Annotated in this window: 22 protein-coding genes and 1 pseudogene; 1 reads left to right on the top strand and 22 read right to left on the bottom strand. The window is 71.8% G+C overall.

Going from position 1 to position 19280, the window contains the following annotated elements; all coding sequences use genetic code 11:
* Nucleotides 1-5 precede the first annotated feature (5 nt).
* From tsaE to alr, 3 genes are read right to left on the bottom strand one after another with little or no spacing between them, the layout of a single operon-like run.
* Nucleotides 6-530: a tRNA (adenosine(37)-N6)-threonylcarbamoyltransferase complex ATPase subunit type 1 TsaE gene (tsaE, locus tag ABD401_RS07335; protein WP_344603129.1), complete on the bottom strand. Its 525-nt coding sequence runs from the start codon at nucleotides 528-530 to the stop codon at nucleotides 6-8.
* A complete protein-coding gene (locus tag ABD401_RS07330; RefSeq protein WP_344603127.1) occupies nucleotides 527-1669 on the bottom strand; it encodes an alpha/beta fold hydrolase in 1143 nt (380 codons plus the stop codon). Before ABD401_RS07330 ends, tsaE begins: the two co-directional genes overlap by 4 nt.
* Nucleotides 1666-2820 (bottom strand): alanine racemase, encoded by a 1155-nt coding sequence (alr, locus tag ABD401_RS07325; protein ID WP_344603126.1) that lies wholly within the window; start codon nucleotides 2818-2820, stop codon nucleotides 1666-1668. Before alr ends, ABD401_RS07330 begins: the two co-directional genes overlap by 4 nt.
* A gap of 266 nt (nucleotides 2821-3086) precedes the next feature.
* Between alr and ABD401_RS07320 the strand changes: the two genes are divergently transcribed.
* The gene (locus ABD401_RS07320; protein WP_019875585.1) at nucleotides 3087-3221 is read left to right on the top strand and encodes a hypothetical protein; all 135 of its coding nucleotides are present in this window, start codon (nucleotides 3087-3089) and stop codon (nucleotides 3219-3221) included.
* 27 nt (nucleotides 3222-3248) lie between these two features.
* On the opposite strand, the gene ABD401_RS07315 is transcribed toward ABD401_RS07320, so the two are convergent.
* From ABD401_RS07315 to rpmD, 19 genes and pseudogenes are all read right to left on the bottom strand, one after another.
* The gene (locus ABD401_RS07315; protein WP_344603124.1) at nucleotides 3249-4733 is read right to left on the bottom strand and encodes an NAD(P)H-hydrate dehydratase; all 1485 of its coding nucleotides are present in this window, start codon (nucleotides 4731-4733) and stop codon (nucleotides 3249-3251) included.
* Between the two features lie 98 nt (nucleotides 4734-4831).
* Nucleotides 4832-5179, bottom strand: a pseudogene (locus ABD401_RS07310) (holo-ACP synthase); the annotation flags it as partial.
* Between the two features lie 117 nt (nucleotides 5180-5296).
* A complete protein-coding gene (gene glmS / locus ABD401_RS07305) occupies nucleotides 5297-7159 on the bottom strand; it encodes a glutamine--fructose-6-phosphate transaminase (isomerizing) (RefSeq protein WP_344603122.1) in 1863 nt (620 codons plus the stop codon).
* Between the two features lie 154 nt (nucleotides 7160-7313).
* On the bottom strand, nucleotides 7314-8660 hold the full coding sequence (glmM, locus tag ABD401_RS07300) for a phosphoglucosamine mutase (RefSeq protein WP_344603120.1): 1347 nt from the start codon (nucleotides 8658-8660) through the stop codon (nucleotides 7314-7316).
* A 133-nt stretch (nucleotides 8661-8793) separates the two neighbouring features.
* Nucleotides 8794-9288 (bottom strand): 30S ribosomal protein S9, encoded by a 495-nt coding sequence (gene rpsI, locus ABD401_RS07295; protein WP_344603118.1) that lies wholly within the window; start codon nucleotides 9286-9288, stop codon nucleotides 8794-8796.
* On the bottom strand, nucleotides 9285-9728 hold the full coding sequence (gene rplM / locus ABD401_RS07290; RefSeq protein ID WP_019875579.1) for a 50S ribosomal protein L13: 444 nt from the start codon (nucleotides 9726-9728) through the stop codon (nucleotides 9285-9287). The genes rpsI and rplM overlap by 4 nt, the downstream gene beginning before the upstream one ends.
* Before the next feature lie 148 nt (nucleotides 9729-9876).
* Complete coding sequence (locus tag ABD401_RS07285) at nucleotides 9877-11511, bottom strand: ABC-F family ATP-binding cassette domain-containing protein (protein WP_344603115.1); 1635 nt, start codon at nucleotides 11509-11511, stop codon at nucleotides 9877-9879.
* A 21-nt stretch (nucleotides 11512-11532) separates the two neighbouring features.
* Nucleotides 11533-12423, bottom strand: a complete 891-nt coding sequence (gene truA, locus ABD401_RS07280) for a tRNA pseudouridine(38-40) synthase TruA (RefSeq protein ID WP_344603202.1) — start codon at nucleotides 12421-12423, stop codon at nucleotides 11533-11535.
* Nucleotides 12420-13013: a 50S ribosomal protein L17 gene (gene rplQ, locus ABD401_RS07275; RefSeq protein WP_344603113.1), complete on the bottom strand. Its 594-nt coding sequence runs from the start codon at nucleotides 13011-13013 to the stop codon at nucleotides 12420-12422. Before rplQ ends, truA begins: the two co-directional genes overlap by 4 nt.
* Nucleotides 13014-13176: 163 nt before the next feature.
* Nucleotides 13177-14196: a DNA-directed RNA polymerase subunit alpha gene (locus ABD401_RS07270; protein WP_344603111.1), complete on the bottom strand. Its 1020-nt coding sequence runs from the start codon at nucleotides 14194-14196 to the stop codon at nucleotides 13177-13179.
* A 76-nt stretch (nucleotides 14197-14272) separates the two neighbouring features.
* Nucleotides 14273-14677 (bottom strand): 30S ribosomal protein S11, encoded by a 405-nt coding sequence (gene rpsK, locus ABD401_RS07265; RefSeq protein WP_019875574.1) that lies wholly within the window; start codon nucleotides 14675-14677, stop codon nucleotides 14273-14275.
* Between the two features lie 72 nt (nucleotides 14678-14749).
* Nucleotides 14750-15130 carry a 30S ribosomal protein S13 gene (gene rpsM / locus ABD401_RS07260; protein WP_344603108.1) on the bottom strand — a complete coding sequence of 127 codons (381 nt, stop codon included), beginning with the start codon at nucleotides 15128-15130 and terminating at the stop codon, nucleotides 14750-14752.
* Between the two features lie 120 nt (nucleotides 15131-15250).
* Nucleotides 15251-15364 carry a 50S ribosomal protein L36 gene (gene rpmJ, locus ABD401_RS07255; RefSeq protein WP_018682809.1) on the bottom strand — a complete coding sequence of 38 codons (114 nt, stop codon included), beginning with the start codon at nucleotides 15362-15364 and terminating at the stop codon, nucleotides 15251-15253.
* A 48-nt stretch (nucleotides 15365-15412) separates the two neighbouring features.
* Nucleotides 15413-15634, bottom strand: coding sequence for a translation initiation factor IF-1 (gene infA, locus ABD401_RS07250; protein WP_019875571.1), 222 nt, complete (start codon nucleotides 15632-15634; stop codon nucleotides 15413-15415).
* Nucleotides 15635-15763: 129 nt separating this feature from the next.
* Nucleotides 15764-16597 (bottom strand): type I methionyl aminopeptidase, encoded by an 834-nt coding sequence (gene map / locus ABD401_RS07245; protein WP_344603103.1) that lies wholly within the window; start codon nucleotides 16595-16597, stop codon nucleotides 15764-15766.
* A gap of 9 nt (nucleotides 16598-16606) precedes the next feature.
* Complete coding sequence (locus ABD401_RS07240; RefSeq protein ID WP_344603101.1) at nucleotides 16607-17260, bottom strand: adenylate kinase; 654 nt, start codon at nucleotides 17258-17260, stop codon at nucleotides 16607-16609.
* Entirely contained in the window at nucleotides 17261-18571 is a 1311-nt protein-coding gene (gene secY, locus ABD401_RS07235) for a preprotein translocase subunit SecY (protein WP_344603099.1), read from the bottom strand. It lies immediately after the preceding gene.
* An 81-nt stretch (nucleotides 18572-18652) separates the two neighbouring features.
* Nucleotides 18653-19096, bottom strand: coding sequence for a 50S ribosomal protein L15 (gene rplO / locus ABD401_RS07230; RefSeq protein ID WP_344603097.1), 444 nt, complete (start codon nucleotides 19094-19096; stop codon nucleotides 18653-18655).
* 4 nt (nucleotides 19097-19100) lie between these two features.
* On the bottom strand, nucleotides 19101-19280 hold the full coding sequence (gene rpmD / locus ABD401_RS07225) for a 50S ribosomal protein L30 (RefSeq protein WP_344603095.1): 180 nt from the start codon (nucleotides 19278-19280) through the stop codon (nucleotides 19101-19103).

The following is a 19280-nucleotide window of genomic DNA, read 5'->3' as shown; positions in this document are numbered from 1 at the left end:
GTAGGTCAGGCCCCGGACGGCACACACAGCGCCGCCGCGAGGTCGGTCCCGGCCCACCGGTCGCCCACTGCCGTGACCGTCACCGTGCGGATCGCGGCGCTCGGGTCGTCGGGGTCGGCGCCGGGCGGCGGCTCGGCCTGTCGCGTGAGCACGATCTCCAGCCGGTCGGCCGAGAGCTCCTCGACCAGCCCTGCGCCCCACTCGACGACGGTGACCGAGTCCGCCAGTGAGTACTCGAGGTCGAGGTCGGCGACCTCGAGGGCGTCAGCCATCCGGTAGGTGTCGACGTGGACGAGCGCCGGGCCGTCCCCGTCGGCGGGGTGCACCCGGGAGATCACGAACGTCGGCGACGCCACGCGGCCACGGACGCCGAGGGCGGCCCCGAGCCCCTGCGTCAGCGTCGTCTTGCCCGCGCCGAGGTCGCCGGTGAGTACCAGCAGGTCCCCGGCCCGCAGCACCGTCGCCAGCCGGGCCCCGAAGGCCTGCATGTCGGCCGCGGTCGGGATCTCGAGCACGAGGGGCGAGGTCATGAGGACGATCCTGACGCAGGCCGGCGCCGCTTGCCCGTCGGGGCAGCGGTCAGGCGCACCCGCTCCAGCAGTCGGCGCAGCGCGGCGTTGACCTCCTCCGGGTCCTCGAGCTGCACGAGGTGCCCGGACTCGGGGAGCACGAGCAGCTCCGCCTCCGGCAGCAGGTGCGCCATCGCGCGGCTGTGGTCCGCGGGCGTGAGCATGTCGCGCTCGGCCGCCACGATCAGCGTCGGGCAGGTCGAGAAGACCGGGATCGCGGCCTCCTTGTCGTGCCGGTCGAACTCGGCGAAGAACTCGGCGAACACGTCCAACGGCGTCGAGGAGAGCAGCCGGCCCGCGAACCGCACCAGCGAGGTCGGGGCGTCCGCGCGGCCGAACGAGAGGCGGCGGGTGATCATCAGCCCGATGCCGCGGTCGGCCTTCATCCCGCGGCGCACCGCCAGCGGGTTGGTGGCGACGCGATTCACGACGGTGGGGGCGACGGGCCAGAGCCGCTGCACGATCGCGGCCGGCAGGCCGAGCGTCATCTCCGCGAGCCGGCCCGGCGAGGTGGCGAGCAGCGCGACCCCGACGATCCGGTCACCGAACAGCTTCGGGTGCGCGTCGGCGTAGCCCATGACGACCATCCCGCCGAGCGAGTGCCCGACGAGGACCACCGGGCCGTTCGGCGCCACGGCCTGCAGCACGGAGTGGAGGTCGTCCGCGAGCTGCTCGATCGTGGCGTGCTCGGGCGCCCCGCGACCGGACCGGCCGTGCGCACGCTGGTCGTAGAAGACCAGGCGGCCCAGGTCGCGCAGGTCGCGGCGCTGGAAGTGCCAGCAGTCCATCGGCAGGCAGAAGCCCGGGAGGAAGACGACCGTCGGTGCGCCCGCGGGCGCACCCTCGGGCTCCTCGACCTCGACGACGAGCTCGACCCCGTCGTTCGCGGTCACGACGATCGGGTCGGTGTGCAGCGACCCGAAGGGTTCGTTGCGCAGCGGGTCCGGACGGGCGGCGGCACGCGCCCGGGCGTAGCGGCGGGCCCCGGCCGTGGCGAGAGCACCACCCGCCATGAGACCGGCACTGACCGCCCAGCGCAGCGCACCTGACCCAGCGTCAGCTGCGGTGTCGGTCATGCCGAGCGGTTCGGTCGAACTCATGCGCCGGTGTACACCCGCGGGATCCGCGCCCCGATCCCGGTGACGACCTCGTAGGTGATCGTGCCGATCGTGTCGGCCCACTCCTGGACCGTGGGCTCGCCGCGGTCGCCGGGGCCGAACACGAGCACCTCGTCGCCGGCGGCGACGTCGAGGTCACCGAGGTCGAGCACGACCTGGTCCATGCAGACGCGGCCGGCGATCGCCACGCGCCGTCCGCCGACCAGCATCGGGCCGCGGCTGCTGGCGGTCCGCGGAATGCCGTCCGCGTAGCCGATCGGCACGATGCCGAGCCGCGTCGGCCGGTCGGTGACGTAGGTGTGGCCGTAGGAGACGCCCTGCCCGGCCGGGACGGCCTTGGTGAGCAGCAGGCGCGCGGCGAGCGTCATCGCCGGCCGCAGGCCGAAGTGCGCGGAGTCGCCGAGCTCGGGAATCGGCGAGAAGCCGTAGGCCGCGATGCCGGGGCGGACGAGGTCGAAGTGGGTCTCGGGCAGGTTCACGACGGCCGCGGAGTTCGCGAGGTGCCGCACCTCCGGCCGGACGCCGGCGCGCTCGGCCGCGCGGACCGCGGCGGTGAACGCCTCGACCTGGGCCGCGATGCTCGGGTGTCCCGGTTCGTCGGAGCACGCGAGGTGCGACCAGATCCCGACGACCTGGACGCGGCCGGCCGCCTGTTCCTTGAGGGCGGCCGCGACGAGGTCGTCCCAGTCGGCCGCCGTGGCGCCGCCGCGACCCAGCCCGCTGTCGATCTTCAGGTGCAGCCGGGCGGTCCGGCCGGCGGACTCCGCGGCCGCGGCGACCTGCTCGACGGCCCACACAGCGTTGGCGGACAGGTCGACGTCCGCGGCGACCGCCGGCTCAAGGTCCGCCCCCGGCGCGATCAGCCAGCACAGCACCCGGGCGTCGTCGGGGCCGATCCCGGCCGCGCGCAGCCCGAGGGCCTCCTCCAGCACGGCCGCCCCGAGCCAGGTCGCGCCGCCGGCGATCGCCGCCCGCGCGACGGGGACCATGCCGTGGCCGTAGGCGTCGGCCTTGACCACGGCCATGACCTCGGCCGCACCCGCGTGACCACGCAGCGCGACGACGTTCGAGCGCACGGCGGCCAGGTCGACACGGGCCTGCGCGTTCCCGAGGGGCGGACTGGAGTCGCTCATCGCTCCCCATCCTTGCACCGCGACACGCCGGGCGCTGGGCGGCGGGGGCTCGCACCGGACAAATGCGCCGGGGGCGAACCGGACACTCCACCGCATCCCCGGACAGAAACACGAAAGCAGATCACGTTTCTGTCACGGGAGACCCTCATCCGTTTGAAGGATGTCCAAATCATCCGAACGCCGCGCAACCGTGACCCAGGTCATGTCGTCTCATGGTGCACAGAGCGGACGGTAACCGTCCGCCCCCTTGGGGAGGGGGTTCGGCCATGGCGCAGAACCAGATCCGAATCGAGCGCAAGACCCTGGCCAAGAAGGGCAAGGGGACCAGCGCCCAGCAGTCGCGCCGCGACCCGAGCTCGCTCGATCTCCGCAGTCCGTCCGGGCGCAAGCTCCCGTACTAGTCCGTCCACCGGCGCCGCCGGGGTCGTTCAGGCCCCGGCCACGTGCCGCCAGGCGGCCGGCAGGGCCGCCACGATGTCCGTTGCCGTGACCGGCCCCGGGGCCACCAGGTCCGCCTCGGCACCGTCCGGCTCCGCCGCGAGGCGGGCCGCCAGCCCGTGCAGGTAGGCGGCCGTCGCCGCCGCGTCCACCGGCTCCCGGCCCGCGGCGAGCAGGGTTCCGGCCAGGCCGGCCAGCACGTCACCGCTCCCGGCGGTCGCCAGGCGCGGCGTCCCGGTCGGGTTCACGCGGACCGGGCCGTCCGGGGGGACGACCACCGTCGTCGAGCCCTTGAGCAGCACCGTCGCCCCGTACCGGGCGGCTGCGCGCCGTGCGTGTGTCAGTCGCGCGGCCTCGACCGCGGCCGGTCCGACCTGCAGCAGGCGTCCGAGCTCCCCCGCGTGGGGCGTCAGCAGCGTCGGGGCCGATCGTTCCGACCCGCCGGCCTCGGCGAGCAGCGTGAGGCCGTCCGCGTCGACGAGGACGGGCACGTCGCTGTCCAGGACCTCGGCCAGGCGCCGCCGGGCCTTCTTGTCCGTGCCCAGCCCCGGCCCGACGACCCACGCCTGGACCCGCCCGGCCTCGCTCGGCAGCCCGTCGGTCACGACCGCCTCCGGCCAGGCCGCGCGGACGGCGTCCGCGACCCGCCCCGGCCCGGCGAACCGCACCATGCCCGCGCCGGCGCGCAGGGCCCCGCCGACGGCGAGCACCGCGGCGCCGGGATAGGTCTTCGAACCCGCGACGACGCCGACGACACCGCGGCGGTACTTGTCGGCGGTCGGCAGCAGCCACCCGAACGGCACCAGGACGTCGGCGTCCTGCAGCGCGCACGCCGCCGGGTCCGGCAGGTGGTCGCCGAGACCGATGTCCACCAGCGTCGCTGCCCCGGCGTGACTCGCGCCGGGGTCGATCAGCAGGCCGGGCTTCCAGGTCCCGAACGTGACGGTCACGTCGGCGTGCACCGCGGCGCCGACGACCTCGCCGGTGTCCGCGTCCACGCCGCTGGGGAGGTCGACGGCCACGATCAGCCCGCCACCGAGCTCGGCCCGGAGCACCAGCTCGGCCGCGTCGGGCCGCAGGCCGCCCGAGCCGCCGATGCCGACGATCCCGTCGAGGACGAGGTCGGCCCGGTCGAGGACCTCCGCGTCGCCGGCCACGCGCCCGCCCGCGCCGCGGAACGCCGCGAGCCCCCGGGCGTGAGCGCGGTCCGGGTTCAGCAGCAGCGCGTCCACCCGCGCGCCGCGGCGCGCCAGCTGGGCACCGGCGTACAGCGCGTCCCCGCCGTTGTCGCCGCTGCCGACGAGCAGGACGACCCGGGCGGCGTAGACCCGGCCGAGCAGACCCGCGCACGCGGTCGCGAGCCCGGTCGCGGCCCGGTTCATCAGGACGTCCTCGCCCGGCCCGGTCCTGCGCAGCTCGGCGATCAGGGCCGCCTCGGCGGCTCGGACGTCGGCGACGGAGTGCGCGGTCCGCATGACTACTCCTGGGTCGGGTTCTCGGGGATGTCCGAGGGCGGCGCGAACGGCGGCCCGAGTCCGGTCGAGGCGGCGGCACCGATCGGCGGGGTCCCCCACCCCTCGGCGACCACCATCGCGGAGGCGACCCCGGCGTCGTGGGAGAGCGAGATGTGCCAGGCGGAGACCCCGAGCAGTCGTGCCCGCTCAGCGACGGTCCCGCGGACGGTCAGCGTCGGCCGGCCGCTGCGGTCGGACAGGATCTCCGCGTCGTGCCACTGGAGCCCGCTCGGGGCGCCGAGGGCCTTCGCGATCGCCTCCTTCGCCGCGAACCGGGCCGCGAGCGAGGCCGTCCCCCGCGTCAGCTCGGCCGGGGTGAACAACCGGGGCCCGAGCCCCGGTGTCCGCGCCATCGCGGTGGCGAACCGGCCGATGTCGCAGACATCGATGCCGACTCCCACGATCACAACGCGAACCCTAGTGGCGTGCTCCTGCGGGATGACGTCCCTGGTGCGCGACTGTCAGCCCGTGGGAGGGCTGACACCCGCCCCTGCGGGACGTCATCCCGCAGGGGTGGCCGGGCGCTACTCGACGGTGACGGACTTGGCCAGGTTGCGGGGCTGGTCGACGTCGTAGCCCTTGACCGTGGCCATCTCGCAGGCGAAGACCTGCAGCGGGACGGTGGAGACCAGCGGCTGCAGCAGCGTCGGGACCTGCGGGATGCGGATCAGGGTGTTCGCGTACGGGACGACGGCCTCGTCGCCCTCCTCGGCGATGACGATCGTGTGGGCGCCACGGGCGCGGACCTCCTGGATCGAGGACACGATCTTGTCGTGGAGGCGGTGCCGCGCCGACGGGGACGGGACGGTGACGACGACCGGCACGCCCTCCTCGATCAGCGCGATCGGGCCGTGCTTGAGCTCGCCGGCGGCGAAGCCCTCGGCGTGCATGTACGCGAGCTCCTTGAGCTTGAGCGCACCCTCGAGCGCCACCGGGTACCCGACGTGGCGGCCGAGGAACAGCACCGACTTCTTGTCCTTGAGCGTGCGGGCGAGCGCGCGCACCGGCTCGATGGTCTCGAGGACCTTCTCGACCGCGGCGGGCATCTCGTTGATCTGGTCCATGACGGTGGCGATCTCGTCACCGAACTTCGTGCCGCGGACCTGCGCCAGGTACAGCCCGACGACGTAGCAGGCGACGATCTGCGCGAGGAACGCCTTCGTCGACGCGACCGCGATCTCCGGGCCGGCGTGGGTGTAGACGACCGCGTCGGACTCGCGCGGGATCGTCGAGCCGTTGGTGTTGCAGATCGCGAGCACCCGCGAGCGCTGCTCGCGCGCGTGCCGGACGGCCATCAGGGTGTCCGCGGTCTCGCCGGACTGCGAGATCGCGATGACCAGCGTCGAGCGGGACAGGATCGGGTCGCGGTAGCGGAACTCGCTCGCGAGCTCGACCTCGCACGGGATGCGGGTCCAGTGCTCGATCGCGTACTTGGCGATCAGGCCGGCGTGGAAAGACGTGCCGCAGGAGACGATGACGACCTTGTCGACCTCGCGGAGCTCCTCGTCCGACAGGCGCATCTCGTCGAGGACGAGCTGCCCGTCGAGACCGACGCGGCCGAGCAGGGTGTCGGCGATCGCCTTCGGCTGCTCGGCGATCTCCTTGAGCATGAAGTAGTCGTAGCCGCCCTTCTCGGCGGCGGCGGCGTCCCAGTCGACGTGGAACTGGCGCACGGCGGCCGGGGTCCCGTCGAAGTTGGTGACGGTGACGCCCTCGCGGCGCAGCTCGACGACCTGGTCCTGGCCCAGCTCGAGCGCCTCCCGCGTGTAGGCGATGAACGCGGCGACGTCCGAGGCGAGGAAGTTCTCGCCCTCCCCCAGACCGACGACGAGCGGGGAGTTCCGGCGGGCACCGACGACGACGTCCGGCAGGTCCGCGTGGACGGCGACGAGGGTGAACGCGCCCTCCAGCCGCTGGCAGACGCGACGCATCGCCTCGGCGAGGTTCCGGCCCGCGCCCTCGAACTCCTGCGAGAGCAGGTGCGCGACGGTCTCGGTGTCGGTGTCCGAGCTCAGCTCGCAGCCCGCGGACTCCAGCTCGTCCCGGAGCTGGGCGAAGTTCTCGATGATCCCGTTGTGGATCACCGCGACCTTGCCGGTGCAGTCCCGGTGCGGGTGGGCGTTGCGGTCGGTCGGGCCACCGTGGGTCGCCCAGCGGGTGTGTCCCATCGCCGTCTGCGACGCCGGCAGCGGCTCCTCCGCGAGCAGCGCGACGAGATTGCCGAGCTTGCCCGCCTTGCGGGCGACGCTCAGCTCACCGTCCGCCACCAGGGCCACGCCGGCCGAGTCGTAGCCCCGGTACTCCAGGCGCTTGAGCCCGGCGAGCACCACGTCGAGCGCATCCCGACCGACGGACTCGCCGCCGACATACCCCACGATCCCGCACATGATGATCAGCGTAGAGGCAGACGCCGCGCGGGACGGGCCGAACGACTCCAGCCGGGGCGCCGGACCCGCGCGCGACGGACCGAGCGGTCCGGGATGTCCGACTCGTCCCGCCCGATCGGGGGACCGGTCCGAGAAACCGCCGGAGCGACCCGGGTCAGGGCAACGGCAGGTGGAGCCGGACGGCGTCCGCGAGCCGGTCCGCGACCGTCTGCGCCTGCTCGGCGGAGGCGGCCTCGACCATCACGCGGACGACGGGCTCGGTGCCGCTCGGCCGCAGCAGGACGCGGCCGCTGGTGCCGAGTTCGGCCTCCGCGGCCGCGACGGCCTCGGCCAGGCCGGCGCTGTCCCCGATCCCGGCCCGGTTCACGCCCCGAACGTTGACCAGCACCTGCGGGAGCCGGGTCATCACCGCGGCGAGGTCGGCCAGGGACTGCCCGGTGTCCGCGATCCGGGCGAGCAGGTGCAGCCCGGTGAGGACGCCGTCCCCGGTGGTCGCGTGCTCGAGCATCACGACGTGGCCGGACTGCTCGCCGCCGAGGGTGAAGCTGGAGGCGCGCATCGCCTCCAGGACGTACCGGTCCCCCACCGCGGTGTCGACGACCTTGATCCCGGCGTCGGACATCGCCAGCCGGAACCCGAGGTTGCTCATCACGGTGACGACGACGGTGTCGTCGGCGAGCCGGCCGGCCTCCTTCATGGCGAGGCCGAGGATCGCGAGGATCTGGTCGCCGTCGACGAGGTTGCCCGCGGCGTCGACCGCCAGGCACCGGTCGGCGTCGCCGTCGAAGGCGAGGCCGGCCACGGCGCCGTGGGCGACGACCGCCGCCTGCAGGTCCTCCGGGTGGGTCGAGCCGCAGGCCTCGTTGATGTTCAGGCCGTCCGGGTCGCTGTGCAGCGTCACGACCTCGGCGCCGGCGGCGCGCAGCAGCGCCGGGGCGACCTCGGAGGCCGCGCCGTTCGCGCAGTCGATGACGACCTTCACGCCGTCGAGCCGGTTCGGCGCGGTGGTCAGCAGGAAGTCGAGGTAGCGGCGCAGGGCGTCGGCCTCGTCGCGCACCCGGCCGACGTCCCCGCCCGTCGGGCGCGTCCAGTCGGCGTCGAGGAGGGCGGCGATCTCGTCCTCGGTCGCGTCGGGGAGCTTGTGGCCGCCGCGCGCGAAGAACTTGATGCCGTTGTCCGGCGCCGGGTTGTGCGAGGCGGACAGCATGACGCCGAGGTCGGCCTCCAGGGCAGCCGTCAGGTGCGCGACGCCGGGCGTCGGCAGCACACCGACCCGGACGACGTCCGCCCCGGCGCTCGCGAGCCCGGCCACGACCGCGGCCTCAAGGAACTCCCCCGACGCGCGCGGGTCCCGGCCGACGACCGCCAGGGGGCGGCCCCCCGCCGCGCGCTGCGCCGAGAGCACCCGGGCTGCCGCGGCGGACAGATCCAGGGCCAGCTCCGCCGTCAGGTCGACGTTCGCGACCCCGCGGACGCCGTCCGTCCCGAACAACCGACCCATCTCGTACCCCTTGCGTGCGCGCGTGCCTGCGGCCGAACCCGGCCATGATCGCGTACACGATGGCGCACGGGGCCGGAAACGCACACGACCCGCGCCCCATCTCGGGGACACGGGTCGTGACGAAACGCTCGAATTACCGCTTCGAGTACTGCGGAGCCTTGCGGGCCTTCTTCAGGCCGTACTTCTTGCGCTCGGTGGCGCGAGGGTCACGGGTGAGGAAGCCGGCCTTCTTCAGCGTCGGGCGGTTGTGCTCGGCGTCGGCCTCGTTCAGCGAGCGGGCGACGCCGAGGCGCAGCGCGCCGGCCTGGCCGGAGACGCCGCCGCCGTGGATCCGGGCGAAGACGTCGTAGCTGTTCTCGAGCCCGAGGCTGACCAGCGGCTCCTTGACGATCTGCTGGTGGACCTTGTTCGGGAAGTAGTTCTCGAGGTCGCGACCGTTGATCTTCCACTTGCCGGTGCCGGGCACGATGCGGACGCGGGCGACCGCCTCCTTGCGACGACCGGTCGCCGCGCCGGGCTCGATGTTCGAGACCGGGGTGATCGTGGGCGCGGACTCGGTCGTGTAGGACTCGGGCGCGTTCTCCTCGAGGTCGGCGACCTCGGGGGTCTCGGCGGCTTCGGTGCTCACTGGCTCACCTGCGTGATCTCGAACGGAACGGGCTGCTGCGCCTGGTGCGGGTGCTCCGGCCCGGCGTAGACCTTCAGCTTGCGGAGCTGGGCGCGGCCCAGCGAGTTGTGCGGGAGCATGCCCTTGACGGCCTTCTCGACGGCCTTGCGGGGGCTGGTCTCCAGGAGCTCGGAGTAGGCGACGCCGCGGATACCGCCCGGGTACCCGGAGTGGCGCCACGCCTTCTTCTGGTTGAGCTTGTCGCCGGAGAGCGAGACCTTCGCCGCGTTGATGATCACGACGAAGTCACCGGTGTCGACGTGCGGCGCGAAGGTCGGCTTGTGCTTCCCGCGCAGCAGCTGGGCGGTCTGGCTGGCCAGCCGGCCGAGCACGACGTCCGTGGCGTCGATGACGTGCCACTGGCGCTGAATCTCGCCGGGCTTAGGGCTGTACGTGCGCACGTGAAAAGCCTTCGGTTCGCGGGGTCGGAGTCGGGTCCTACCGGACCCACCGGTGGTGCGGCGCCACAGAGAACTACAGGCGCTCCGCAACGACGGGCCAGCCTACCCGGCGGCTGCGCCCCGAGCAAAACCGGGGACCGCCCCGCGCTCAGCGGGCACGGACCACCCGGGCCTCGTCCCAGACCGGCTCCGCCGACTCGTGGACGACGCCGTCCGATCCGAAGACCAGAAAACGGTCGAACGAGCGGGCGAACCAGCGGTCGTGCGTGACCGACACCACGGTGCCCGAGTAGCTCGCCAGCCCCTCCTCCAGGGCCTCCGCCGAGTCCACGTCGAGGTTGTCGGTGGGCTCGTCGAGCAGCAGGAGCGTGGCCCCGGCGAGCTCCAGCAGCAGGATCTGGAACCGGGCCTTCTGGCCGCCCGAGAGCGTCCGGAACAGCTGGTCACCGGCCTGGTGCAGCTCGTAGCGGCGCAGCGCCCCCATCGCCTCGCCCCGGGGCAGGGCCTGCTCGGCAAGAATCTCCACGAGCGTGCGGGCGGCGAACTCCGGGTGGTCGGAGGTCTGGGAGAAGTGCCCGGGCACGACCCGCGCGCCGAGCCGGGCGACGCCGGTGTGCGCGACGCCGCCGTCCCCGTCGGGCAGCGCCCCCAGCAGCCGCAGGAAGTGCGACTTGCCGGACCCGTTGGACCCGAGGACCGCGATCCGCTCGCCGTAGCAGAACTCGGCGTCGAACGGGCGCATCAGCCCGGTCAGCTCCAGGCGCTCGCAGATCACAGCACGGACGCCGGTCCGGCCGCCGCGCAGGCGCATCGTGACGTTCTGCTCGCGGGGGCGTTCCTCCGGCGGGCCGGCCGCGTCGAAGCGCTCCAGACGCTTGATCGCGGCCTGGTACCGGCTGGCCATGTCGGAGTTGTAGGCCGCCTTGTTCTTGTAGAACAGCATCTGCTGGCGCAGCCGCTCGCGCTGCTCGTCCCAGCGGCGGCGGAGCTCGTCGAGCCGGGTGTGCCGGTCCAGCCGGGCCTGGTGATAACTGTCGAAGCCGCCGCCGTGCACCCACGCCGAGCCGCCCTCGACCGTGACGATCCGGTTCGCCGTCCGCGCCAGCAGCTCACGGTCGTGGCTGACGAACAGGACGGTCTTCGCCGTCGCGGCCAGCTGGTCCTCCAGCCAGCGCTTGCCGGGCACGTCGAGGTAGTTGTCGGGCTCGTCGAGCAGCAGGACCTCGTCCGGGCCGCGCAGCAGCGCCTCCAGGGCCAGGCGCTTCTGCTCACCGCCGCTCAGCGTCGCGAGATCCCGCCACTGGGCCCGTTCGTACGGCGTCCCGAGCGCCGCCTGGGTGCAGACGTCCCAGAGCACCTCGGCCTCGTAGCCGCCCGCGTCGGCCCAGTCCGCGAGGGCCTGGGCGTAGCGCAGCTGGGTCCGTTCGTCGTCGCGCTCCATCATGAGCAGCTCGGCGGCGTCGAGCTCGGCGGCGGCCGCGCGCACCCGGGGCGGCGAGACCGAGACCAGCAGGTCCCGCACCGTGGTGCCGGCGCCGTCCTCCGCACGGTCGCGATGGCCGATGAACTGCCGCATCACCCCGAGCCCGCCGCTGCGCGTGACCGTGCCCGCCTGGGGGTCGAGGTCCCCGGCGATCAGGTTCATCAGCGTCGTCTTGCCGGAACCGTTGGCCCCGACCAGCGCCACCTTCGCCCCGTCACCGACGCGGAAGGAGACCTCGTCGAGCAGCAGCCGCCCGTCGGGCAGGCGGTGCTGGAGGCGGCTGACGTCGACGTGTCCCACAGCGCGCAGTCTGGCGGACCGTCAGCCCCGCGGGCGACGGGTTTCTGCGACGCGGGCGGCGAGGTCGGCGTCCGCGGGGTAGCGGACCTCCTCCAGCGTCAGCCCGTGCGGGGGGACGACCTGGACCGCGGAGTCCTTCTCCCCCGACGCGAGCACCGCGGCCGGCCACTCGACGGGGCGGCGGCCCTCCCCCACGGCGAAGCTGGCCCCCACGAGCGCGCGGACCATGTGGTGGCAGAACGCGTCCGCCTCGACGTCGGCGACGAGCAGCCCGGCCTCGGGCCCCTCGGTCACGCGGGACCAGCCGAACCGGATCAGGCGGCGCACCGTCGACTGACCCTCGCGCAGCTTGCAGAACGCGGCGAAGTCGTGCTCCCCCGTCAGATGCCGCGCGGCCGCGTCCATCGCCGCGACGTCGAGCTCCCGCGGGTGCCAGAGCACGTCGAGCCGGCGCAGCGGGTCGACGCCGCCGGGGGCGTCCCCCACGCGGTAGGCGTAGCGGCGGGAGAGCGCGCCGAAGCGGGCGTCGAAGCCGGGCGGGGCGGGCGCAGCCGCGAAGACGCGGACGTCGTGGGGCAGCAGTCCCGCCAGCCGCCGGACCAGGGCCTCGCCGGGCGTGGCCCGCATCCGGCCCGGGACGGCTTCCCAGGTGGCGACCGGCACGTCCACGTGGGCGACCTGGCCCCGGGCGTGCACCCCCGCGTCGGTGCGGCCGGCGACGGTCAGCAGCGGCGGAGCCGGCAGGCGCAGCACGGTCGCCAGGGCGCCCGCGAGCACCCCGGCGACGGTGCGCCGGCCGTCCTGCACCGCCCAGCCGGAGAAGTCCGTGCCGTCGTAGGCGATCGCGAGCCGAACGCGAACGCCCCCACCCTCGGAGAGGGCGGGGGCGTCGGCGGCGTTCGTCTGGGTCAGGACTTGTCCTCGGCGGTGGCGTCGTCGTCGCCCTCGGCCTGCGCGGTCTCGTCCGCGGCCGCGACCTGGTCCGAGGTCTCGCCCTCGGCCGGGGTCTCGTCGGCCTCGACCACCGGAGTCTCCTCCGCCGCGGTCTCCTCGACCGCCGGCGCCGGAGCCGGGGCAGCCGCCTTCTCCTTGGCCGCGCGCTTGGTCGCGCCCTCGGCCTCGCCCACCGCGGTCTGAGCCACCGTCAGCGGCTCGACGAGCTCGATGACCGCCATGGGGGCGTTGTCACCCTTGCGCGGACCGAGCTTGGTGATGCGGGTGTAGCCACCCGGCCGGTTCTCGTAGCGCGGACCGATCTCGGTGAGCAGCACGTGCGCGACGGACTTGTCGCGGATGGTGCGCATGACCAGACGGCGGTTGTGGAGGTCGCCGCGCTTCGCCTTGGTGATCAGGCGCTCCGCGACCGGGCGCAGCCGACGCGCCTTCGCCTCGGTGGTGGTGATCCGGCCGTGCTCGAACAGCGCGGTCGCGAGGTTCGCGAGGAGCGCCTTCTCGTGCGACGCGCTGCCGCCGAAGCGGGGACCCTTGGTCGGCTGAGGCATGTTCTTCTGCTTTCACTCGGAGGGATTACGCCCCACGCCGCTCCACGGGCCGTGGGGGTGGCGGGATGTGCCCGCCGGTGGTGCTTGGTGCGAACTTACCGGTGTTGCGAGCCGCGGAGACGGCCGCGCCGCTCGCGCGACGCGGCCGCAGGCCGCAATGTGACTAGTACTGCTCGGTTTCCGCGTAGCCCTGGTCGTCGTCGTCCAGCGAGAAGTCGGAGACGACGGTGCTCGGGTCGAACCCGGGCGGGCTGTCCTTGAGAGCAAGACCCATGCCGTGGAGCTTGGCCTTGACCTCGTCGATGGACTTGGCACCGAAGTTGCGGATGTCGAGGAGGTCCGCCTCGGAGCGGGAGACGAGCTCGCCGACCGAGTGGATGCCCTCGCGCTTCAGGCAGTTGTACGACCGGACCGTCAGCTCGAGCTCCTCGATCGGGAGCGCGAGGTCGGCGGCCAGGGCGGCGTCCGTCGGGGACGGGCCCATGTCGATGCCCTCGGCGTCGACGTTCAGCTCGCGGGCGAGGCCGAACAGCTCGACGAGGGTCTTACCGGCGGACGCCATCGCGTCGCGCGGCAGCATCGACGGCTTGGTCTCGACGTCGACGATCAGCCGGTCGAAGTCCGTGCGCTGCTCGACACGGGTCGCCTCGACCTTGTACGTGACCTTGAGGACCGGCGAGTAGATCGAGTCGACCGGGATGCGGCCGATCTCCTGGCCCGCCTGCTTGTTCTGCTGCGCCGAGATGTAGCCACGACCGCGCTCGACGGTGAGCTCCATGTCGAGCTTGCCCTTGCCGTTGAGCGTGGCGAGCGCGAGCTCGGGGTTGTGGACCTCGACGCCGGCCGGCGGCTGGATGTCACCGGCGGTGACGTCGCCCGGGCCCTGCTTGCGCAGGTACATGACGACCGGCTCGTCGTGCTCGGAGGAGACGACCAGTTCCTTGATGTTCAGGATCAGGTCGGTGACGTCCTCCTTGACCCCCGGCACCGTCGTGAACTCGTGGAGCACGCCGTCGATGCGGATGCTCGTCACGGCCGCCCCCGGGATGGAGGACAGCAGCGTGCGGCGCAGGGAGTTGCCGAGGGTGTAGCCGAAGCCCGGCTCCAGCGGCTCGATGACGAACCGGGAGCGGTGCTCGGAGACGACCTCTTCGGAGAGGGTGGGGCGCTGTGCGATCAGCATGGGTACTGCCTTTCCGCGACGACCGCTATATGAAGTCGCGAACTAGGTGGTGCTGTGACAGCCGCGTGACGGGATGTCAGACGCGGCGACGCTTCGGCGGGCGGCAGCCGTTGTGGGGCGACGGCGTGACGTCCTGGATCGAGCCGACCTCGAGGCCGGTGGCCTGGAGCGAACGGATCGCGGTCTCGCGGCCCGAGCCCGGGCCCTTCACGAACACGTCGACCTTGCGCATGCCGTGCTCCTGCGCGCGACGGGCGGCCGACTCGGCGGCCATCTGCGCGGCGAACGGCGTCGACTTGCGCGAGCCCTTGAAGCCCACGTGGCCGGCGCTGGCCCAGGAGATCACGTTCCCGTTCGGGTCGGTGATCGAGACGATCGTGTTGTTGAACGTGCTCTTGATGTGGGCGTGCCCGTGAGCGACGTTCTTCTTCTCCTTGCGCCGGACCTTCTTGGCGCCCTGCTTGCGTGACTGGGGTGGCACTGAATGCTCCTACGAGGACTGGGAATCGAGGCTGAGGAAGCCGGGGGGCGTGGGGGCGGAGCCCCCACTGTCCTACTTCTTTCCGGGCTTCTTCTTGCCGGCGATGGCGCGGCGCGGGCCCTTACGGGTACGGGCGTTGGTGTGCGTGCGCTGGCCGTGCACGGGCAGGCCGCGGCGGTGCCGGAGCCCCTGGTAGCAACCGATCTCCACCTTGCGACGGATGTCGGCGGCAACCTCACGACGGAGGTCACCCTCGGTCTTGTAGTTCGCCTCGATCCAGTCGCGGAGCTTCACCAGCTCCTCGTCGCCGAGGTCCTTGGCGCGCATGTTCGGGTCGATGCCCGTGCCGGCGCAGGTCTGCTGCGCGCGGGTGCGGCCGATGCCGTAGATGTAGGTGAGCGCGATCTCCAGACGCTTCTCGCGTGGGAGGTCGACGCCGACAAGGCGTGCCACGAGGTACTTCCTTCAACTTCGACGGAGGTCTGAGCACATCGGTCCGGGTGGAAGTCCCGGCCCCGGCCTCCGTGCCGGGGGTTCAGCGACTGGGTCGCCGTCGATGCGCAGCGGGGTGAATCAGCCCTGGCGCTGCTTGTGGCGCAGGTTCTCGCAGATGACCATGACGCGACCGTGCCGGCGGATCACCTTGCACTTGTCGCAGATCTTCTTCACGCTCGGGTTGACCTTCATGGCCTCTGTTCGTCCTTCGGGGGTTGTCCGGGGCAGCGCCCCCGACGGTTACTTGTAGCGGTAGACAATCCGACCCCGGGTCAGGTCGTAGGGCGAGAGCTCCACGACAACCCGGTCGTCCGGCAGGATCCGGATGTAGTGCATCCGCATCTTGCCGCTGATGTGCGCCAGGACCTTGTGGCCGTTGTCCAACTCGACCCGGAACATGGCGTTCGGGAGCGACTCGACAACCGTGCCCTCGATCTCGATGGCACCATCCTTCTTCGGCATAGCCTCCGCGTTTCGGTCTCGTACTTGGGTGCTGTCACGCATGAACAGCCCACGGCAGTGATCGTTCCGGGGGCCGACGGGCGAGTCTACGTCACTCGTGTCGGCAGGGCGAAATCGGGCCGGTGCCGGTCAGGCGGGAGCGGCCGCCCGAATTGCACCGATTCGTTCCTTTCCCCCGTCGAGGGCGGTCAACACCCACGGCCCGTCGTCGGTGACGGTGAACGTGTGTTCGAAGTGGGCGGAGAACTTCCCGTCGACGGTGCTGACGGTCCAGCCGTCCGCGAGCGTCCGGGTCCGGCGGTCCCCGAGGTTGATCATGGGCTCGACGGCGAGGACCAGACCCGGACGGATCTTCTCCAGCTTGTCGGCCACGGAGTAGTTCGGCACCTGGGGCGCCATGTGCATCTCGCTGCCGATGCCGTGACCGACGTACTCCTCGACGATCCCGTAGTCGCCCTGGCTCTCGACGTAGTCCTGGATCGCGTCACCGATGTCGTTGATCCGGCCGGTGAGGGTGGCCGCCGCCATCCCCCGCCACAGCGACTCCTCGCACACGCGCAGCAGCTCGAGGTGCTCCGGCGCCACGTCCCCGACCGGGATCGTGATCGCCGCGTCGCCGTGCCAGCCGTCGACGATCGCGCCGCAGTCGATCGAGACGACGTCGCCGTCCCGGATCACCCGCGGGCCCGGGATGCCGTGGACGACCTCGTCGTTGACCGAGGTGCACAGCGTCGCCGGGAAGTCCGGGACCCCGGGACCACCCGGGACCCCGATGAAGGACGGGATGCCGCCCGCGGAGCGGATGTTCTTCTCCGCGATCGCGTCGAGGTCCTTGGTCGTCATGCCCGGCTCGATGCTGCTGCGCAGCAGCTCGAGGGTCTCCCCCACGAGCAGGCCGGCCACCCGCATCTTCTGGATCTGCTCAGGCGTCTTGTACTCGATGGCGCGTCGCCGTCGGAACACGTCGGCCCCTCAGCTCTCCATGCGGTGCAGCGCGCCGATCGCTCGCTCGGTGACGTCCTCGACCGTGCCGGTCGCGTCGACCCCGACGAGGATCGAGCGGTCGGCGTAGTAGTCGACGATCGGCGCGGTCTGCTCGTTGTAGACCTCCAGCCGGTGCCGGATGGTCGCTTCCTTGTCGTCGTCGCGCTGGAACAGCTCGCCCGAGCACCGGTCGCAGACGTCCTCGACGGCGGGCGGGTCGAACTCGACGTGCCAGATCTGACCGCAGTCCCGGCAGGTGCGTCGCCCGGCGAGGCGGCGGACGACCTCCTCGTCGTCGACGACGAGCTCCATGACCATGTCCAGGCCACTGCCCATGTCGTCGAGCATCGCGTCGAGGACCTTGGCCTGGGCGACGTTCCGCGGGAACCCGTCGAGCAGGTACCCGTTCACCGCGTCCGGCTCGCTGATGCGGTCCTTCACCATGGCGATGGTGATCTCGTCCGGGACGAGGTCACCGGCATCCATGTACTTCTTGGCCTCGGCGCCGAGCGGCGTCCCCTGGCTGACGTTCTTGCGGAAGATGTCGCCCGTCGAGATCTTCGGAATCGACAGGTGTGCCGCGATGAACTCCGCCTGGGTGCCTTTCCCCGCTCCTGGGGGACCCACAAGGACGATGCGCATCTACCGCAGGAATCCCTCGTAATTGCGCTGCTGCAGCTGGCTCTGGATCTGCTTCACGGTGTCCAGGCCGACCCCGACGATGATGAGGATGCTCGCACCACCGAACGGGAACTGCTGCGTCGCGCTGCTGCCGAGAATGCCGATCGCCACCATCGGGATGAGCGCGATGACGCCCAGGTAGAGCGCACCCGCGGTGGTGATCCGGTTGAGCACGTAGTCGAGGTACTCCTCGGTCGGGCGGCCGGCCCGGATGCCGGGGATGAAGCCGCCGTACTTCTTCATGTTGTCCGCGAGCTCCTTCGGGTTGAAGGTGATCGCGACGTAGAAGAAGGCGAAGAAGACGATCAGGATGAAGAACGAGGCCATGTACAGCGGGTGGTCCCCGGTCGTGAAGTACTTCTGGATCCAGAGGGCCCAGCCGCTGTTCTTGTCGTCCGAGATCTGGGTCGCCAGCGCCGGCAGGTAGAGCAGCGACGAGGCGAAGATGACCGGGATGATGCCGGCCTGGTTGACCTTGAGCGGGATGTAGGTGCTGGTCCCGCCGTACATGCGGCGGCCGATCATCCGCTTGGCGTACTGCACCGGGATGCGGCGTTGCGCCTGCTCGACGAACACGACCGCGGCGACGAGCACGAGGCCGGCGGCGCAGACGCAGATGAAGACGAACCAGCCCTCGACGACCTTGATCTGCCACAGCTGCTGCGGGAAGGTCGCGGCGATCTGCGTGAAGATCAGGACGGACATGCCGTTGCCGACGCCCTTGTCCGTGATCATCTCGCCCATCCACATGATCACGCCGGTGCCGGCGGTCATGATCGAGACCATCGTGACGATCCCGAACCAGCCGATGTCCTCGTGGATCAGCGGCAGGTCACAGCCCTGGAGCAGTCGCCCGGGCTGACGCGCGATCGCGATCAGGGCGGTGGACTGCAGGATCGCGAGCGCGATCGTGAGGTACCGGGTGTACTGCGTGAGCTTCGCGGTGCCGGCCTGGCCCTCCTTCTTGAGGGTCTCCAGGCGTGGGATGACCACGACGAGCAGCTGGATGATGATGCTCGCCGTGATGTACGGCATGATCCCGAGCGCGAAGATGGCGAGCTGCAGCAGCGCGCCACCCGAGAACAGGTTGATCAGGCCGTAGATCCCGCCCTCGTCCAGCGCCGGTTCCAGGCAGGTGTTGATGGCCTGGGTGTCCACCCCCGGCGTCGGCACCTGCGAACCCAGCCGGAACAGCAGGATGATGCCGAGGGTGAACAACAGCTTCTTGCGCAGGTCAGGCGTACGGAACGCCTGCGCGAACGCGGTGAGCACGTTTCCTCCTGCGCGGACTTACGGGGCGGGTGTGCGGCCTGGCGGGGTCGGGACTCGTACGGAGGCTAACTCACGGACCGCTCAGGCGAGCGGCGTGACCGTGCCGCCGGCGCCCGTGATCTTCTCGCGAGCCGAACCCGAGACCGCGTGCACCGTCACCTGCAGCGCCACGGAGACCTCCCCTGTTCCCAGAATCTTGACCGGGGAGTTCTTCCGGACCGCACCCTTGGCGACCAGGTCCTCGACCGTGACCTCGCCGCCGGACGGGTAGAGCGCCGCCAGCTTGTCGAGGTTGACGACCTGGTACTCGGTGCGGAACGGGTTGGTGAAGCCGCGCAGCTTGGGCAGCCGCATGTGCAGCGGCATCTGCCCACCCTCGAACCGGGCCGGAACCTGGTAGCGGGCCTTGGTGCCCTTGGTGCCGCGACCGGCCGTCTTGCCCTTGGAGCCCTCACCGCGACCCACGCGGGTCTTCGGCTTGTGGGCACCCGGGGCCGGGCGCAGGTGGTGAACCTTGAGCGTCATGGACCTAGACCTTCTCTACCGTGACGAGGTGCCGCACGGCGTTGATCATGCCGAGCGTGACGGGGTCGTCCTCGCGGATGACCTCCTGGGAGATCTTGCGGAGGCCGAGCGAGCGCAGGGTGTCGCGCTGGTTCTGCTTGCCGCCGATGGCGGAGCGGACCTGGGTGATCTTCAGCTGAGCCAT

The sequence above is a fragment of the Sporichthya brevicatena genome (assembly GCF_039525035.1).
Classification (GTDB): domain Bacteria; phylum Actinomycetota; class Actinomycetes; order Sporichthyales; family Sporichthyaceae; genus Sporichthya; species Sporichthya brevicatena.
This window is presented reverse-complemented; position numbering and strand designations above follow the sequence as displayed.

Coding starts and splice junctions, on each gene's coding strand:
- ABD401_RS07240 (WP_344603101.1), bottom strand. CDS start 17,260: ATGCGCATCGTCCTTGTGGGTCCCCCAGGAGCGGGGAAAGGCACCCAG.
- alr (WP_344603126.1), bottom strand. CDS start 2,820: ATGAGCGACTCCAGTCCGCCCCTCGGGAACGCGCAGGCCCGTGTCGAC.
- rplQ (WP_344603113.1), bottom strand. CDS start 13,013: ATGCCTCAGCCGACCAAGGGTCCCCGCTTCGGCGGCAGCGCGTCGCAC.
- ABD401_RS07330 (WP_344603127.1), bottom strand. CDS start 1,669: ATGAGTTCGACCGAACCGCTCGGCATGACCGACACCGCAGCTGACGCT.
- ABD401_RS07315 (WP_344603124.1), bottom strand. CDS start 4,733: ATGCGGACCGCGCACTCCGTCGCCGACGTCCGAGCCGCCGAGGCGGCC.
- ABD401_RS07320 (WP_019875585.1), top strand. CDS start 3,087: ATGGCGCAGAACCAGATCCGAATCGAGCGCAAGACCCTGGCCAAGAAG.
- infA (WP_019875571.1), bottom strand. CDS start 15,634: ATGCCGAAGAAGGATGGTGCCATCGAGATCGAGGGCACGGTTGTCGAG.
- rpmD (WP_344603095.1), bottom strand. CDS start 19,280: ATGGCTCAGCTGAAGATCACCCAGGTCCGCTCCGCCATCGGCGGCAAG.
- glmS (WP_344603122.1), bottom strand. CDS start 7,159: ATGTGCGGGATCGTGGGGTATGTCGGCGGCGAGTCCGTCGGTCGGGAT.
- rpmJ (WP_018682809.1), bottom strand. CDS start 15,364: ATGAAGGTCAACCCGAGCGTGAAGAAGATCTGCGACAAGTGCAAGGTG.
- rplO (WP_344603097.1), bottom strand. CDS start 19,096: ATGACGCTCAAGGTTCACCACCTGCGCCCGGCCCCGGGTGCCCACAAG.
- glmM (WP_344603120.1), bottom strand. CDS start 8,660: ATGGGTCGGTTGTTCGGGACGGACGGCGTCCGCGGGGTCGCGAACGTC.
- tsaE (WP_344603129.1), bottom strand. CDS start 530: ATGACCTCGCCCCTCGTGCTCGAGATCCCGACCGCGGCCGACATGCAG.
- ABD401_RS07270 (WP_344603111.1), bottom strand. CDS start 14,196: ATGCTGATCGCACAGCGCCCCACCCTCTCCGAAGAGGTCGTCTCCGAG.